The sequence below is a fragment of the uncultured Kriegella sp. genome, from assembly GCF_963975415.1.
Classification (GTDB): Bacteria; Bacteroidota; Bacteroidia; order Flavobacteriales; family Flavobacteriaceae; genus Kriegella.
Genome location: NZ_CAXBGN010000001.1, coordinates 374,593 through 391,716, shown reverse-complemented (window position 1 = coordinate 391,716; position 17,124 = coordinate 374,593). Strand labels below are relative to the sequence as shown.

Here is a 17,124-nt window from a genome sequence, read left to right as displayed (position 1 = left end):
CTTAGCTTTTATTTTTAGTTATAATTTTTGAATTGAAAACCAAACCTTCCAGTTCAGCATCTGAGTGTTTCTTGGTCAATAAGCTAACTGCTATATTGATAATAAACCCTAATAAGAAAGACCACCAGGAAATATATAAAAAGGGATCTTCAATTGTGAAGAAATCCGCTTTGAATACATTAAGGAATATTGCAAAACCAATACCGATAACCAATGCCGAAAGTCCGCCCCATTGTGTTGTCCGTTTCCAAAATATACCAAGTAAAAGAATAGCGAACAAAGGCCCCTGAAAATAAGACATAAAGGTTTGTATAGCTACATAAATGCCCGGAAAATCACTACTGATCGGAGCTGTTACAACCCCTAATACCAACAATACTAAAGTAGTAATTTGACCCACTTTCAAATAATGCTTGTCATCTGCATCTTTCTTTATGAAGGGTTCGTAAATATCTTTGGTAAATAAAGTGGCCGTCGAATTTAAAAGTGAATCAACACTTGACATCAATCCCGCAAAAAATGCGGCGAACATCAAGCCTACCAGACCTGGGGGCAGTATACTTTTTATCATCATGGGTAAAGCTTGGTCACCATCGGCTAAATCTGGATGTACTACAACGGCCATCAGACCTGGAAATAATACAAGTATAGGAATAAACATCTTTAACGCAGACCCAAAAACCATACTTGCTTTGGCATGCCATTCATTTTTAGCCGTTAAACAGCGTTGTACAATCGATTGATTGCCTATCATGTATGCATTGGACATAACAAAGGTAAGCCCGAACAAAATACCGGTCCACGGAAAGGGCGATTTGGTATTTACGGGTTGAATAATATCAAAGTGACTTCGATATTCAGGCCCCATAGTACCAATTTTCTCTACCATATTTTCCCATCCGCCTACTGCATCAAGACTAAGGTAAACCAACGCAAAACCACCAATAAACATGATAACCATTTGCACTACATCTGTCATAATTACTGCCGTAATTCCTCCAAAATAAGTATATAGGCCTACCACACCTGCAGTAGACATTATGGAAATCCAAATTGGCCACCCCATTAAGACATTAAGAAGAACCGCGCTTGCCCAAAACAATACGCCTAAATCCAACGCGAAGAACAAGATCCAAGTAGCTGAAGCAATAGTACGTACTGACCTGTTGTAACGTCTACCTAAATATTCAGGTATGGTGTACATACCCCCACGCCAAAAGTAAGGTATGAATATAAATGCAGCTAAAAGCATTGCCGGAACCGAGCCCACCCAATCAAAATTACCTACTGAAATACCATATCTATAGGCCTGGCCTGATACCCCGACAAAATCTAAGGCACCGATATCGGAAACTACAATAGACATTGCTATTGCCCAAAACGGTAAACTTCTGCCTCCCAGAAAGTAATCTTCAGAGCTATTGACGTATTTTTTAAAGTAGAGGCCCAATAAGAGCATTCCGACGATATAGGCTATAACTATAAAATAATCGATTCCTGCTAGCATAATTTACTTTTATTTATGGTGATACAAATTAACTTGAAATCGACAGAACTAATTTGTTATATCTTATTTTATTTGCACGGAATATCAACCTATGTGTAGCTTTTTTTATCGATACACCGATAATTGAGTTAAAATATATATAGTTTTGAGTGAATTGAACTGTTAATCTTGCAATTTTAAAAAGGTATTTAGGGCATATTGATATAAAGTCGGAAACATTTTTATCTAGGTTATTCTTTTTTGTCAAACTTCCTTTAATTATTTCTTCCCTTATAAAATTAATAGCACTCTTGATCTCTTTCATAGGTTTTTAAGGTAAAAGAGACTTTACAGCATTGATTTTGACCAGTTTTAACAATTTATGGAATATTATCAATACTAACATAATATTACCCTTAGGTTAAGTAATTGTCAATTTAAGTCTTAAAAAAGATAAGATATCATAAATATCTAATATAATATCGTGCATTTTAAGAAAACTTTTGGAATATGTTTGTAGGAGAAAACTATACGGAATTCTAACATTTAACAACTTATTTCAGTGATATGAAAAATAAACTTTTACAATTATTAACATTCACGTTGATAATTATGTGTACTAGCAGCGCTTTGGCGCAAGTAAATGTCACGGGCGTTGTGCTTGATGACTTACAAGAACCGCTCCCGGGAGCGAACATCGTTATTAAAGGTACTACCAAAGGGGTGGTATCGGATTTTGATGGAAATTTTTCTATAGAAGTGCCTAATAGTGAATCTGTTCTTATCTTTTCGTATATAGGAATGGAGACAAAAGAAGTCGTTGTTGGTAATAACACCGCCATGACTGTGGTTATGGATCTCTCTGCTCAGAAAATGGATGAAGTCGTGGTTACCGCTCTTGGTATGAAACGGGAAAAAAAGGCTTTGGGCTATTCCGTGGCGGTAGTAGAAGCTGAAGCATTAAACCAGCAGCCCAATACGAATGTATTAAGCGGACTTTCCGGTAAAATGTCTGGCGTACAAATAAACGAAATGGGAGGCGATATCAATGCCAAAATGAATGTGATCATTAGAGGTCAGACCTCTCTGACCAGTAACAACGAGCCACTGCTCGTTATTGATGGTTCTCCTGTGGGCAATACTGATGCTATGGCCGATATAAGCTCTTTGGATGTGGCCAGTATTTCGGTACTAAAAGGAGCGAGCGCCGCTGCCCTGTATGGTTCAAGAGCTGGTAACGGTGTAATTCTTATCACTACGAAGTCTGGTGAGGGAGCGCAAAAAGGCATCGGGGTTTCCTTCACACAGAGTACTACGCTAAGTGTGCCCTATAATTATTTTGAATTACAGAATACCTTTACTACAGGTCAAAAGGGGCAGTTTAACGAATCGTCTTGGCAATATTGGTATGGTGCAAGAGCGGGTGTTGAAGCAGTGCAGTGGAATACCGATGGGCAGGCCCAACCTTTAGTAATGTACGATAATAGCTTACAAGATTTCTTTCAAACAGGGTTGTCGACCCAAACGGATGCCAGTATAAGTGGAAATTATGACCGTGGCAATTTTAATCTATCCATTAACCACATGAAAACGACAGGAATTACCCCAGGAATGGAGTTGAAAAGACTTGGATTTTCGTTGGCGACAAGTTACAATATAACGGATAAGGTAAAGCTTACTGCCAATATCACGATTTCTAAACCTACATCAGATAATTTACCATTGACGAACAACGGAAGTGATGATATATATATGGATATTTTCGCTAACGCACCCCATGTGAATATTAATGACCTTAAAGATTATTGGGAAGTAGAAGGTTCGCAACAAAGAAGAGCTGGAGCGCTCCCTAACAACCCATGGTTCTCTGCTTATGAAAGAGACAGAACCTTAGATCAGATCCGAGGCTTTGGTAATGTACGGTTAGATGTCGATATTTTACCTGGGCTAACCGCCATGGGCCGGGTGTCTTATAGTGCTAATAATGAAAAAATCGAGTCAATCTATCCTTGGTCTTATGACGGATTTGGGAGTTCTGCCGTGAAACCATTCGGGGCATACGAACAAACGAAGCTTGATGAAAGAGAGGCCAATCTCGATTTCTTATTCTCTTATGATAAAAAAATTGGTGACTTTAGAATTAACCCTTCCGTTGGTGGAAACTATTTGAATAGTAGAAATACAAGCCTTTATGGAGGTGGTGATGTTCTTACGTTACCTGGCTTATATACCTTGTCTAATGTTGCCAGGCCGGGGCTTGGTTATAACTCGGGCGTATTCGAAAAGGAAATTTACAGTCTGTACGGATTGGCATCCTTAAGTTATCGGGAAATGGTTTTCTTAGATTTGACCGCACGTAACGATTGGTCGAGTACGTTGCCAAAAGAAAATAGATCTTATTTCTATCCGTCGGCCTCACTAAGTGTGTTAGTTTCAGAAATGACTCAGATGCCAAGTTGGGTGTCCCTGGTCAAACTTAGAACGGGTTGGGCAGAAGTTGGAAAAGACACTGATCCGTATACCATAAATCCGGTGTTGAATCAAACTTTTTGGGGTAACGATATTCAATACTCCGTACCGGCGAGTTTGCCGAATACTGCGCTTAAGCCAGAAATAGCGACTTCTTATGAAGTTGGGGCCGACTTAGGTTTCTTTAGCAATCGAGTTGGATTTGAAGGAACTTGGTACAGGACCCAAAATAGAAACCAAATTATAGGGGTAACCACATCACCCATGTCTGGTTTCAGTAGTGCAACCATTAATGCGGGTAATGTTCAAAACACCGGTATAGAATTAGCTTTGAATACGGTGCCCGTGCGAACGGCGAATTTAGAATGGAATTTGGGTGTTAACTTTACCAAACAAGATAGTAGATTAGTCGAATTGGTAGACGGTATCGATAGAATTGGTGTGGGTAACGCAGGAAGCTTAACACAACAGACCTTTGTTGGCGGTATTATTGGCGACCTGTATTCAACCAGCGTGTTAAGAGTCGAATCAGGCGAATACGAGGGCTGGCCCATACTCGATAATAATGGAGGGTTGACATTTCAAAAAGACAATGCACTTAAACCAAAGGTGGGCAAGAGCACGAATGATTTTACCATGGGATTCAGTACTTCTGTAAAGTACAAGAATTTAACATTGGCTGCTAATATTGATTGGCGACAAGGTGGTAATTTCTACTCTGAAACCATGAAGCGGACAGCGCGTTCTGGTTGGGTTGATAAATGGCAAGGGGATGCCGGGACTTTTAGCGGGGTTTTGGGTTCTAATTCTTTTAACGGTGATCGCACCGCGCTTGCGAACGAAATTAAATCCAATCCTGAAATATATCAAGCTGATAATGTTTGGATAGGGGGTAGAGATGCACAAACTGGTGGTTTCGAGTACAACGGGTTTAACAATGGTTCGTTCTGGCCCGGGGTAGTAGATAATGGCGATGGTACCTATACCGAGAACTTTGGTGGTCCTGAAACGGTGTTGTTCGATGCTTATAAAGTCGTTGAACCAGGTGGTGGATTATGGGACGTGGGGTCTTCCTTTATGTATGACCTCTCTTTTGTCAAGTTGAGGAACATTACACTTACCTATGATATGCCCGAAAAATTTGCCTCAAGAATTTCGGCACAAAGGGTATCACTTTCTGTTTTTACAAAGAATATTATGTTGTGGAATGCAGCCGATATTGGTATTGATCCCGAACTTGCCTATTATCAAAATAACGGTTCTTACGATATAGGAAAAGAAAAATGGAATGCCCTCCCATGGGTTGCTCCCGTAGGATTTACAATTAATGTGACATTTTAAATAGATAAAAATGAAAAAGATATATAAAACTTTAAGATGGTCCGTGCTATCAATGAGTATGCTTGTCGCGTTCTCTTGTAGCAATTCGTTAGATGAGACCAACATTAGCTCCAACACCCTTCCGGAGGATAAAATTGACATTAGTTTTGTTCTTACTAATATACTGACCTCTACGGCTAAAAATGATGTTGAAACCAATTACAAAGCAAGAGAGGTAAGTGCGGGCAGCCAATACCTTCAGCGTGATAACGTTGATTTCTATAGTTTCTATTTTGTTTGGGACACCAAGAATTTTAATAGTTTTTTTCCGATCTTAACCAACAGCCAGTATATTTTTGACCGTGCGGAAGAGGAGAAGGAAGGTGATGAAAAGAAGTTTTACCAGGCGGTATCCCTTATTATGAAATCATATACTTATGGTTTTTTGACTTCGACATTTGGTGATATTCCATATTCAGAGGCTATCAATGGAGAAGAAAGAGGTGATGCCTTTGTACCGAAATACGATGCGCAAGAAGATATTTTCTTGGGCATATTATCTGACCTTTCAACAGCAAATGATATGCTAAAAGGTGTTGGCACCATCGGTGCGGTATCGAGTGCAGATGTGGTTTTCCAAGGCGATGCCGTCAAGTGGCGAAAATTTGCCAATTCATTGCGTTTGAGATATTGTATGCGTTTATCGGAAAAAACGCTTTCAGGTTTGGATCCTTCGGCCGAGATAGCCTCTATAGCCGCGAATCCTACTGAAAACCCTATTATGACCGATGCTGATGATAACGCCAAGGTTGAATGGATAGGTTCCGCTTCGGACAATAGCTTTCCCGGGGGGCCACTTTCCTATACTTTTAGATCGGAATTCTATCGCAGAAAACCGTCGTCTACTATTGTTAAAGACCTTATTGAATTAAATGATCCAAGATTAACTAAATGGATAAGACCGGTAGATGTTCAAATTTTCCCGAGTGCCACCGACGGAGTTGAGTTGGTTGACGGCAGGGTAAGGCGAAATACTACCGTAGATATTGACGGTAGAAATTCCGATGCAGATTTGACTAATGATGTGAATACTTCGTTGTTCGTCGGTCTAGGGGTAGCCCTTAGCGCACCAAATGATTACAACATGGGAAATACTGTTACCGATATCCGTTCTGGTATTACCGCGCTGGATCCCGATATATATTTAGGAGATTCCTCAAATCCACATATCTCTTACCTAACGAATATATATTCAGAGAATGCAAATGAATTGTCGGCAGTTATGCTTATGAGTAGTGCTGAAACCCAGTTTATTTTAGCGGAAGCCAGTGAACGAGGGTGGATTGGCGGTAGCCCTATGGATTACTACATCAGCGGAATTGAACTATCTTTTGATCGCTGGCAAATTGTTGATGGTGCCAGTGGTGCTGTATACGATGAAGGTAGCAATTCATTGGAGACTTTTGATAAGGCCGCTTATATTTCCAATGCCCAATCTATTTACACCAATGCAGCAAATAAAATGGAACCTATACTGCATCAAAAGTGGATTGCTGGGTGGCTAACAGCTGAAGCGTGGTTCGACTGGAGAAGAACCGGCTTACCAGAGTTGGAAAAGAATGTTATTGAGGGTGCAAATGGTCAAGATATACCTAAAAGGCAAATCTTGTCAGATCCCTTTAATGAAGATAACCTGACAGAGGCGACCGGTCGATTGCAACCAGCCGTAAATGATCAATGGTCATTAATGTGGTTATTACAATAGCTTAAAGAGTTTTCATTGAGTTTAGTTTTTCCAGGTCTGTATGATTTCATATAGGCCTGGATTTTTTGTGTTCTATTTATTCATACTTCTTTATAGCTCAGTTGAGAAATTTAGCGATAGAAGGTTAGTATGATTTTGGGGTATGATTTTCTTCGATTCGGAAAGGTTGGTGTTTTGAACCCGAATATTAAGTAAATGGGGTTAGTGTTGTGACTTTTAAATATTTCATTATGTGGGATGTCTTTTCTTACTAAGAAGTGCTTTTTAGGGTATGATAATTACGTTTAAAGTAAGTTTTTTCTTTATCAGATTCATGATCTGAACTAATGCAATATTAACCTTACATTAAATATATATCCAAATAAAAGTCAAAATGGGTAAAATATCACATGAATATAATATGATACTATATGTTTTAACACAATTTTTAGAATAAATTTGTTTCATAATTAAAACTAAACTGAATATTTATTTTAATCGATTAACTATGAAAAAAAGAAACTTACAATGGTTGGCGTTTCTTTTGTTAAGCATGTTTTGCGGTATTGCACATGCACAACAAGAGGTTACAGGAGTCGTCAGCAGTGTTGATGGAGAATTGTTACCCGGGGTTTCGGTAGTACTGAAAGGAACTATCACTGGGGTATCTACAGATTTTGATGGAAATTATAGTATTGAAGTACCGGGCAATGATGCCGTACTTGTGTTTTCCTATATAGGAATGACGACACAAGAAGTGATTGTGGGCAACCGTTCTACTGTAGATGTTACCTTAGCGGCATCGGCAGAGACATTAGATGAAGTGGTCGTTACCGCCCTTGGTATTTCCAGGGAAAAGAAATCCCTCGGATATTCGGTTGCTGAAGTTGATGGTGATGATATAACTACCGTAACCCAAGAGAATGCGCTGAATGCATTGAATGGTAGGGTTTCAGGGGTTCAGATAAATTCAACAGGTGGTGCGGGTTCTACCGTAAGTGTGATACTTCGGGGGGCATCTTCGTTAACTACCGACAACCAACCGCTATATGTTATTGATGGTGTGCCACTTTCAAGTGGCCTGACCAATATCGGTAGCGTCGGTAGCGGCGTTGCCGTAGATTATGGTGGTGGAATAGGTGATGTAAACCCTGATGATATTGCCAACGTCTCTGTTTTGAAAGGACCCAGTGCAGCGGCTCTGTATGGTTCTAGAGGAGCCAATGGTGTGATTATGATTACAACAAAATCAGGTAAAAAAAGTAAGGGCTTAGGTATTTCATTCAGTTCAAGTAATGTATATGAGACACCTAATAAATTTTTTGAAAAGAGTAATCTTTTTGCAAACGGAAGTCGACCTGATCCTAACACTTCTCAAATCGATGAGACTTCATCTGGGTGGGTAGGACCGGAATTGGATAAAGGCTTAAGCGCTATTCAATGGCCGTATACCGATGCAGAGATAGCAAGCGGTGTGGGGATTGCCACACCTTTAACTTCAAGAGGTGCGAACAATGCCAAGAACTTCTTTGAATCTGCATACACTTTGACCAATACAATTGCAGTAGAGAATAATACCGATCGAATGAATTATCGTATGTCTTATACCAATATGAGGCATGAAGGTTTTATTCCAAATTCTGATTTACGTCGTGATAATTTCGGTATCAATAGTAGCTTTGATGTCAATGACAAATTGAAGATAACTTCAAGCTTGAAGTATACTATTTCAGGGGCAGATAATCGACCGTCAACTACGGAAAGAAATGCAAACCCGTTGCAGGCCGTATATGATATTAACCCCCATATCGATATTCGTGATTTACGCGATTATTGGTTGGTAGAGGGTCAAACCCAGAATGCACCGTATAATTTTGGTGATGATCCATCTGATTTTGAATATAACAACCCCTATTTCATGGCTTATGAAATAAATAATGGTTTTGAGAGAAAAAGATTGATGGGGAATATTCAAGCAGATTATAAGTTTACAGATAAACTTTCTTTAATGGTGCGCTATGCATACAATGATTCGCAAGAAGAAAGGGAAACAAAAATATCAAGCGGTTTTAGTAGGGAAATCAATGGCGCCTATGGGTTACAATACTTGAACGGCGTTGAGAGCAATGCTGATTTTTTACTCTCGTATACCGATAAATTGAGTGAAAATTTTGATTTTGGTCTTTCCGCTGGTGGTAACGTAAGAAATGTAAATACGAGTTACGTTTCAACCCAGACCAAAAATGGTGGGTCAGGTTTGATTATTCCAAACTTATTCCTCTTGTCGAATATTGCTGCTGACAATATCGATTATAATGAAACACAATCAAAAGAGCGTGTAAATAGTTTGTATGCCTTAGGTAATATTAGCTATAAAGACATGGTGTATGTAGATGCAACCCTTAGAAACGATTGGTCAAGTACCTTGCCAGGAAGCGAAAACAGTTTCTTATACCCTTCTGTTTCTTCTAGTTTTCTAGTGAACAACATATTTGATATGGGTAATAATGTATCTTTATTTAAATTACGTGTTGGTTGGGCACAGGCTGGTAATGACACTAGTCCACACAATTTGTATGCTATTTTAAATAATACCGGCGATTGGGGCACAGCTTCTCAGTTGGCTGTAAATGCGGCATTAAAAAACGATGAAATTAAGGCTGAACTTAACACTTCGACTGAATATGGTGTTGATTTATCCCTTTTCAAAAATCGTTTGAATATGGATTTTACGTATTATGAATCGAATAACGAAAATCAAATATTTCAAAAAGCCCTGCCAATATCGTCTGGTGCGACAAGTAAACTATTTAATGCAGGGAACTTAAACAGTAAAGGTTTTGAAGCTAGTTTAGGAGGTGTATTGATAGACAGTGAAGATTTACGTTGGAATATGAATTTAACCTACACGACTAACAAAACGATTATTACCGAATTGGCCGAAGGAACCGATTATGTAAATTTTTGGAGTCAAGCGAGAGGTGGTGCATATACGTGGGTTGGTGAAGAAGTAGGCCAGATTGTCGATGCAGATTTTGTACGTGTAGAGGACGAAAACTCACCTTATTTCGGATGGCCTTTATTAGATGATGAGGGTTGGGAGAACAGCGATAGAACGTTGTCCAATGAAGATGGTACCCGAGCAGCGGCAGTAATTGGCAACTATAACCCCGATTTTAAAGTAGGCCTTCAAACATCGATCCAATACAAGAATTGGAATTTATCAATGAACTTCGATTGGAGAAATGGTGGACAGTTTGTTTCTCAAACGCATCGATATGGAGAGTCAGATCTTCAGACAACAAGATGGTTAGATAAAGTATATGATCTTAGCGATGTTGGGGACATACCGACCTACATCAAAGAAAATGCAGATATATTCTTGTCTCCAGATGGTGATTTCTACCCCCTCGTTGGTGGGCCAACTGCCGAATACGGTGGGTTTCCGGTTGATGGTTTAAATGATGGTGTTTTCTTGCCGGGTGTTATCGGTTCTTATGACGACGATGGTAACTTTATAGCCGATCAAGAAAACATCGGTGGGCCTGGCACGCAGTACCATACTTATGGTGATCAGTATGGATGGGATTTTACCAGAAACGCAACTTTTGATGCTGATTATGTAAAGCTTAGACAAATTTCAATTGGTTATTCCTTCCCGAGCAAAATTGCTGAGAAATTAGCAATGCGAAATTTATCACTTTCCCTATTTAGTCGTAATATTATTTTATGGACCAAAGCGGGTATCAATATCGATCCAGAATCTGCTTTTCAATATTCCAACGGTAATCTCTCACAAGGTGTTGAAAGATATAATATTCAGCCTTGGTCGATACCAGTAGGTATAAAATTAAACGCAAGTTTCTAAAAAAAATAAAAAAATAAGAATATGAAATTAGTTAAAAACATAGCACTACTATTTCTATTTGCTCCATTGTTAGTTATAGTTTCTTGTGATGATGGACTTGTTGAAATAAATGAGAACCCAAATGGGGTAGAGGCCAATGTGGTCGACCCCAATTTGTTAATCAGTTCGGTAATGACCGGTTTGGCAACAAGCACTACGAGTAGAGGTTACTCAGGGGATACTGGGGCTGGATCACAGTTTATACAGAAAGATTCTTGGTCGAGTAATCGTTACGACTGGGAAACAGGCTCTATTTGGAATTCAAATTACGGATTATTACGCACCAACAAGGTGGCGTACGAGAGAGCCGTAGAACTTGGATTACCTTTTCATGAAGGTGTAACTTTGATATTAAAATCAATGTTGTTCGGTAATTTAACCGATTACTATGGTGATATACCCTATTCCAATGCATTACTGGGCGCAAATTTTGAAGATGAACGACCAGTATATGATTCTCAGGAAGCGGTGTATAAAGGCATTATTGCTGATTTAGAAACGGCTTCCAGTCTGTTGGGCGCTACAAGTTATGAGGGAGTGATAGCGGATCAAGACGTATTTTACGGTGGTGATGCTTCAAAATGGCAAAAATTAGCCAATTCTTTAGCCTTACGCTACTATATGCGTTTATCGGAAAAACTACCTGCCTTTTCGCAAGCAGGAGTTACCAGTACTTTGGCAAAGCCGTTGATTAGCGAAATTGATGATGAGTTGGTACTAAGCTATATCGGAGGTATTGATAGTCAATCCTGGCCTAGTAGTGGCCAGTTTGGTACAGCTTCTGATTTTTACAGGGTTAAACCTTGTACAACCTTAACAGATAAGTTAAAGGAGCTTGATGATCCAAGAATTGCTATTTGGTTTGCGCCGGTAGTAACACCAACTAAAGTGGTACCTGCAGCGGAAGTACCCGGTGGAGGTGATATTGCTGAAGAAGACGGTGTTCGTTACATCAACGAAGAAACTTTAGATGCCAATGATTATGCAATATACAATCAAGCGACTTATGCTGCAGATTTGGAAGCGGGTAAAAAGCTAATCGATACTAGTAGTGTTTATGTTGGATTGCCTGTGGCCGTAAGTGCCGTAGATCCCTATGAGTATAACTTAAACTCGGAAGGTTCAAGAGGGGGTACAAATGCCTATGTATCAAGAATGAACGAAGTTTTTAACCAGAAAGATGATGGTGGAAATCTTTTAAAATCTAGATTGTTTTCTTATGCAGAATTATCATTCTTAAAGGCCGAAGCAGCAATTAGAGGCTGGGGTTCAGATGCCGAAGGTAATTACTTGGAAGGCATTAAAGCATCGCTAGATGTTTGGGGGGTTGGCGATACCTATTCCGATTATATTATGAATGCAGGAGTTGCCTTCGAAGGCACTTTAGAGCAGGTTATGGAGCAAAAGTGGATTGCCAATATGTTCAACGGTGATGAGGCTTATATGGATTGGAGAAGAACCGGGCTACCTGATTTGAATGCGGGTCCTTTTGCTAGAGAAGATGTTATGCCTTTAAGATTTATTTACCCAGATGATGAAATTAATACAAATACTGCCAATTATACCACAGCGGCATCTTCATTGGAAGGTACTTCATATAGCACAACGGATCCTAATGACAGCCCTTATGCTAGACCATGGATCGTACAAGGTGTTGCTACCCCATGGTAGTATTGCAGCTTAAAATAAGAGTTAGTTTTATTGTTTTACATATTGTTATTTGAGTTAATTAGTTGTGAATTACCTGGGGAAACCCAGGTAATTTTCTTTACAGTAAATACGAATTTAGTGGCACTTTTAGGACCAAAAGTGTAGCGACCATTATATGAAGTGATCAAGGAATAAATTTTAAATATGCATAATAAATTACAGCTTCGTTTTATATTACTTTGTTTCGTATTTGTCTCTTTGCAGATATGGGCACAAAAAGTAAATAAATTTCCAAGTAAAACAGATCCGCTCCACCAGAAGGTGGCCCAGTATGATAAATTGATGCGGGGCAATCATTGGAACGAGGGTGCGATTATGCAGCACGTTATTTTTCCTCCAGCAGGTCTAGATAGACCCATTGTCGGTTCTCAAGCTGACTGTTTAGACCCTACCTCCGAAATGTTGGCCGCCTATTCCCATAAATATGCGCTCACAAAAGACAAAAAAGATAGAGAAATAGCCAACCAGATATTTGAAGCGGTATTAAAACTAGAGAGGGTAACCGGGGTGAGTGGTCTCGTTGCACGTAGTTTTAATCAAACCGACGAACCTTTATGGCATGAAGAAGTTATGTGGTACCATGAATGGCATCAATCAACATCAATGCCCGGATACCGATGGTTGGGAGATTTAAGTGCAGATAAATTCACTTCGATTTTCTATGGGGTAGGAACTTTTTGGGAAATCTGTGCCGACGAAGAATATAGACAAAAAGCCGCTGGTTTATTGGATCGTTTTATTGGACGAATCATAGACAACAATTTCAAGCTTACGGATCTTGATGGTAAAATGACATTATGGGGCAACTTCTGTCCCGATCTTCCTCACCAACCGCTTAATTCTTTAGAAATGTTAGCCGCGCTTAAGGTTACTCATCGTATAACAGGTAAAGAACGTTTTAATGCAGCCTACCATATGCTTATTGATCGCTATCATTATGATGATCATCAAATAAATTCTAAAATTTTATTCCCTGAAGAGTGGAGAAATGTTGGTGATGATTATCATGCCGCACGCTCCCTATACATGTTGATGCGCTATGAAGACGACCCAAATTTGTTGAATAAATACAGAATGAATTTAAATCGACATTGGTACGATTGGAAAGACATAGAGTTTACTTGGGAAAGTACCATTTGGTTTATTATGGTTTATAAAGTACTGACAGGTGAAGATATTATAACCGCAGAGAAAGAACAGGCCATTAAAGATATGTGGGGATTCGAACGTCGCACAAAAGAGTTCAATATTCCTCAAAAAGACGGAAGTTTTAAAAAGGTAAAATCGGAAGAAGAGGGAACCGCCGCGGCTATGATCCGAAATTATTGGTTCGGTAGGTATTACGGTATTATAGATGAAAAATGGTAAATTAAAATTGTAGGAATGAAAATATTTTTTAGCACCCTTATTGTTTTAATTGGTACATCGGCAATTTTTTCACAAGATTTGGCCGAGCCACCGGAAGGCATGGTTTTAGTAGCTGAGGGAGGGTTCATTATGGGTAGTCAATACGGTGACCATGATGAGAAGCCGCAACAAATTGCATTTACGAAAGCTTTCTTTATTGACAAGTATGAGATAAGCAATACGGAGTTTTCCAAATTTGATTCCAGCTTTAAGTTTCCAGCTTCAAAAAAAGATAATGCCGCAATCGTTACGTGGTCTCAAGCCGATGCGTACGCCAAATGGGCCGGAAAGCGTTTGCCTACCGAAAAAGAATGGGAAAAAGCCGCAAGGGGCGTTGATGGTCGGGTATTTCCTTGGGGAAATACTTATGACAATACGTACGTTATTTGGGATCAAAAAAGTACGAGGGGCACTTCGATTGCGAAACCTGCGAGTCCGTATGGTTGCTTTGACATGGCAGGAGGGGTATGGGAATGGACAGCCGATTGGTATAAACCCTATCCTGGCAACCAACATCCAATGGAACAGTATGGTGAAAAATATAAAGTGATGCGCGGCGGCTCGAATTTTAATAACCATTCGTTTATTCGTACCTCGCAGCGGTATTATTTATTGCCCGAAAAAATCAGTAATTATCCGGTAGGGTTTAGATGCGTGTTGGACGTACAAAAGAAGTAGCAATCGAGAATTTGAATTTAAATAAAGAGCAATGCCAAAAGTGATATTATTTTTATTATTAATCGGTTTGAACTTTGCTTGTGCCGATCAAGGGAATGATAGGTTAGAATTAACCGATGCGACTATTTTAGTATCTCCGGGTATTAAAGACCCGATACGTGAAACCGCGGGCAATGTTTTGGTCGAGGAAGTTGAAAAACGTACTACAATTGAGTTTGTCAAGGCAACTGATTGGGATTCCAACACTATAATTGCCTTGGCTTTACAAGACGACACCGAGCTCTTTGAACAAAAGATTCCTGATTTCATGGGAGCCGATAGAACACCAATAAAAAAGGAAGGCTTTCGTATTGTTCATGAGCAAAATGGGAATAAGGATATTTTGTGGATTATTGGGGCAGATGCTAGAGGGGTACTTTATGGCATTGGTAAACTGTTGCGAATTGCTGAAATGGAATTAGGACGCATCAAGGTTGCAAAGGCCCTGGATATTGTTTCTGCTCCGGAATATGCACTACGTGGCCATCAATTCGGATATCGAAGAACAGCGAATTCTTGGGATGCTTGGACGGTCGAACAATTCGATCAACATTTTCGGGAACAAGTGTTGTTTGGTGCCAACAGTTTTGAAAATATTCCTTTTCAAGACCCTTCTTCCAGTGTGCATTTTAAGGTAGACCCTCAAGAAATGGAAGTTCGGTTGAGCGAAATATGTGAAAAATATGATGCTGATTATTGGGTGTGGACCCCTGCCCCACATGATCTAAAAGTCCCAAATGCCCATGAAGAAGGGCTAATTGAGCAAGCGGCATTTTATGCCCGATGCCCAAGACTAGACGGAGTATTTGTTCCAGGTGGCGACCCAGGTGAAAATCATCCTTCCGAATTGATACCTTACCTTAAGGATTTATCCGTACTATTAAAAAAATACCATCCCGATGCAGGAATATGGGTATCCCTACAGGGCTTTAATGAAGAAAGGGTTGCTTATTTTTTTGAATATCTGAAAACCGATAATCCTGATTGGTTAAGAGGTCTTGTTTATGGGCCAAGTAGTCCGCCAATTGATTTAGAGCGTGAACTTTTACCTGAAAAGTATCTCCACCGTTTTTATCCTGATATCACCCATACGGTACGGTGTCATTATCCGGTAGAGCGATGGGATCAGGCTTTTGCATTGACCTTGGGTCGAGAACCTTGCAATCCGTTGCCACTTCAATATACCAAGCTGTTTAAAAGAGATATCGGTTATACCGATGGTTTTATAACGTATTCCGATGGTTCTCACGATGATGTAAATAAGGTGTTGTGGAGCCAATTGGGCTGGGATCCCAACCAAGATGTACACGAAATTATTTATGAGTATTGCCAGTTCTTTTTTGGTCCGAAAGTCGCAGAAGAAGCTGTTAAAGGAATTTTTGCCTTAGAGCAAAACTGGGTCGGTCCCGCCTTGGGTAATGAGGTTATTACTGAAACCTTGACCCTTTGGCAAAATATGGAAATCAAACATCCAGAGTTGACCGATAATTGGAGGTGGCAGCAATTGGTTATGCGCGCTTATTACGATGCTTATATCAAGGAGAGACTGGCCTATGAAAAAGGTCTCGAATCGAAAGCCTATGAAGTTCTTGCAAATGCTGATGTGATAGGGGCGGAGAAAGCTATGAACGATGCACTTGCGTATTTGAATAAGGCGGATACCGAACTGGTTTCCCAAAATTTAAAGCAGAAAGTTTTTGAATATGCCGAGGCACTTTTTCACGCTATTGGGGCACAGACCAGTGTGCCAAAATATAATGCGAAAAGTGCTGAACGTGGTGCTATCCTAGACTTTATAGACTACCCTTTGAATAATAGGTGGTGGCTAGAAGATGAATTTAAAAAGGTGAAAAAAAGCTCCTCCGAAAAAGAAAAATTGGCGAGACTCGAATTTATTAGAACGTACGAATTTCCTGGCGAAGGTAGTTTTTACGATAACATTTCGAGCGCCGACGCCAAACATGTGACCTCTGAAACTGATGATGCTATTGATTATTTATGGGAAAATGACGGTATAAATAGAAAACGACTCTCGACCCAATTATTCCAATTTACACCTACGTTAGAATATGATGAACTTGATGCCGATGCAAATTATCTCATACGTGTGTCAGGATATGGAGAGGCGCTTTTACGGGCCAATGGCCAAAGACTGAAACCTACGAAGTATGAAAAGGGATTTGAGGAATTTAAAGAATTTCCCCTGCCAAAAAATCTGATTCAAGATGGAAAATTAAAGATCACTTTTGATAAACCCGATGAGGAACACTTGAATTGGAGAAAACAATCTAGAGTCACCGATGTATGGGTGTTAAAACAATAATAGATATTCTTTAGTATTTTGTACCGAGACTGTTGTTCTTA

8 protein-coding genes are annotated in these 17,124 nt (G+C 39.6%); 7 read left to right on the top strand and 1 reads right to left on the bottom strand.

All coding sequences use genetic code 11. The annotated features are described in order from the left end of the window. Position 1: 1 nt before the first annotated feature. A complete protein-coding gene (locus AACZ88_RS01600; protein WP_339705206.1) occupies positions 2-1,507 on the bottom strand; it encodes a sodium:solute symporter family protein in 1,506 nt (501 codons plus the stop codon). 546 nt (positions 1,508-2,053) lie between these two features. On the opposite strand from AACZ88_RS01600, the gene AACZ88_RS01595 reads away from it, so the two are divergent. From AACZ88_RS01595 to AACZ88_RS01565, 7 genes are all read left to right on the top strand, one after another. Beyond that, on the top strand, positions 2,054-5,296 hold the full coding sequence (locus AACZ88_RS01595; protein ID WP_339705203.1) for a SusC/RagA family TonB-linked outer membrane protein: 3,243 nt from the start codon (positions 2,054-2,056) through the stop codon (positions 5,294-5,296). 10 nt (positions 5,297-5,306) lie between these two features. Beyond that, positions 5,307-7,040 carry a SusD/RagB family nutrient-binding outer membrane lipoprotein gene (locus tag AACZ88_RS01590; protein WP_339705200.1) on the top strand — a complete coding sequence of 578 codons (1,734 nt, stop codon included), beginning with the start codon at positions 5,307-5,309 and terminating at the stop codon, positions 7,038-7,040. Between the two features lie 487 nt (positions 7,041-7,527). Continuing rightward, on the top strand, positions 7,528-10,887 hold the full coding sequence (locus tag AACZ88_RS01585; RefSeq protein ID WP_339705197.1) for a SusC/RagA family TonB-linked outer membrane protein: 3,360 nt from the start codon (positions 7,528-7,530) through the stop codon (positions 10,885-10,887). Positions 10,888-10,908: 21 nt separating this feature from the next. After that, entirely contained in the window at positions 10,909-12,597 is a 1,689-nt protein-coding gene (locus AACZ88_RS01580) for a SusD/RagB family nutrient-binding outer membrane lipoprotein (protein WP_339705194.1), read from the top strand. A 183-nt stretch (positions 12,598-12,780) separates the two neighbouring features. Next, complete coding sequence (locus tag AACZ88_RS01575) at positions 12,781-14,004, top strand: hypothetical protein (RefSeq protein ID WP_339705191.1); 1,224 nt, start codon at positions 12,781-12,783, stop codon at positions 14,002-14,004. Between the two features lie 15 nt (positions 14,005-14,019). Beyond that, complete coding sequence (locus tag AACZ88_RS01570; RefSeq protein WP_339705188.1) at positions 14,020-14,721, top strand: SUMF1/EgtB/PvdO family nonheme iron enzyme; 702 nt, start codon at positions 14,020-14,022, stop codon at positions 14,719-14,721. A 31-nt stretch (positions 14,722-14,752) separates the two neighbouring features. Then, positions 14,753-17,083, top strand: a complete 2,331-nt coding sequence (locus tag AACZ88_RS01565) for a hypothetical protein (protein WP_339705185.1) — start codon at positions 14,753-14,755, stop codon at positions 17,081-17,083. Positions 17,084-17,124: the final 41 nt, after the last annotated feature.

Bases quoted from the DNA above. Each gene is read 5' to 3' on its own strand.
- AACZ88_RS01600 (WP_339705206.1), bottom strand. From the start codon at position 1,507: ATGCTAGCAGGAATCGATTATTTTATAGTTATAGCCTATATCGTCGGA.
- AACZ88_RS01580 (WP_339705194.1), top strand. From the start codon at position 10,909: ATGAAATTAGTTAAAAACATAGCACTACTATTTCTATTTGCTCCATTG.
- AACZ88_RS01595 (WP_339705203.1), top strand. From the start codon at position 2,054: ATGAAAAATAAACTTTTACAATTATTAACATTCACGTTGATAATTATG.
- AACZ88_RS01590 (WP_339705200.1), top strand. From the start codon at position 5,307: ATGAAAAAGATATATAAAACTTTAAGATGGTCCGTGCTATCAATGAGT.
- AACZ88_RS01565 (WP_339705185.1), top strand. From the start codon at position 14,753: ATGCCAAAAGTGATATTATTTTTATTATTAATCGGTTTGAACTTTGCT.
- AACZ88_RS01575 (WP_339705191.1), top strand. From the start codon at position 12,781: ATGCATAATAAATTACAGCTTCGTTTTATATTACTTTGTTTCGTATTT.
- AACZ88_RS01585 (WP_339705197.1), top strand. From the start codon at position 7,528: ATGAAAAAAAGAAACTTACAATGGTTGGCGTTTCTTTTGTTAAGCATG.
- AACZ88_RS01570 (WP_339705188.1), top strand. From the start codon at position 14,020: ATGAAAATATTTTTTAGCACCCTTATTGTTTTAATTGGTACATCGGCA.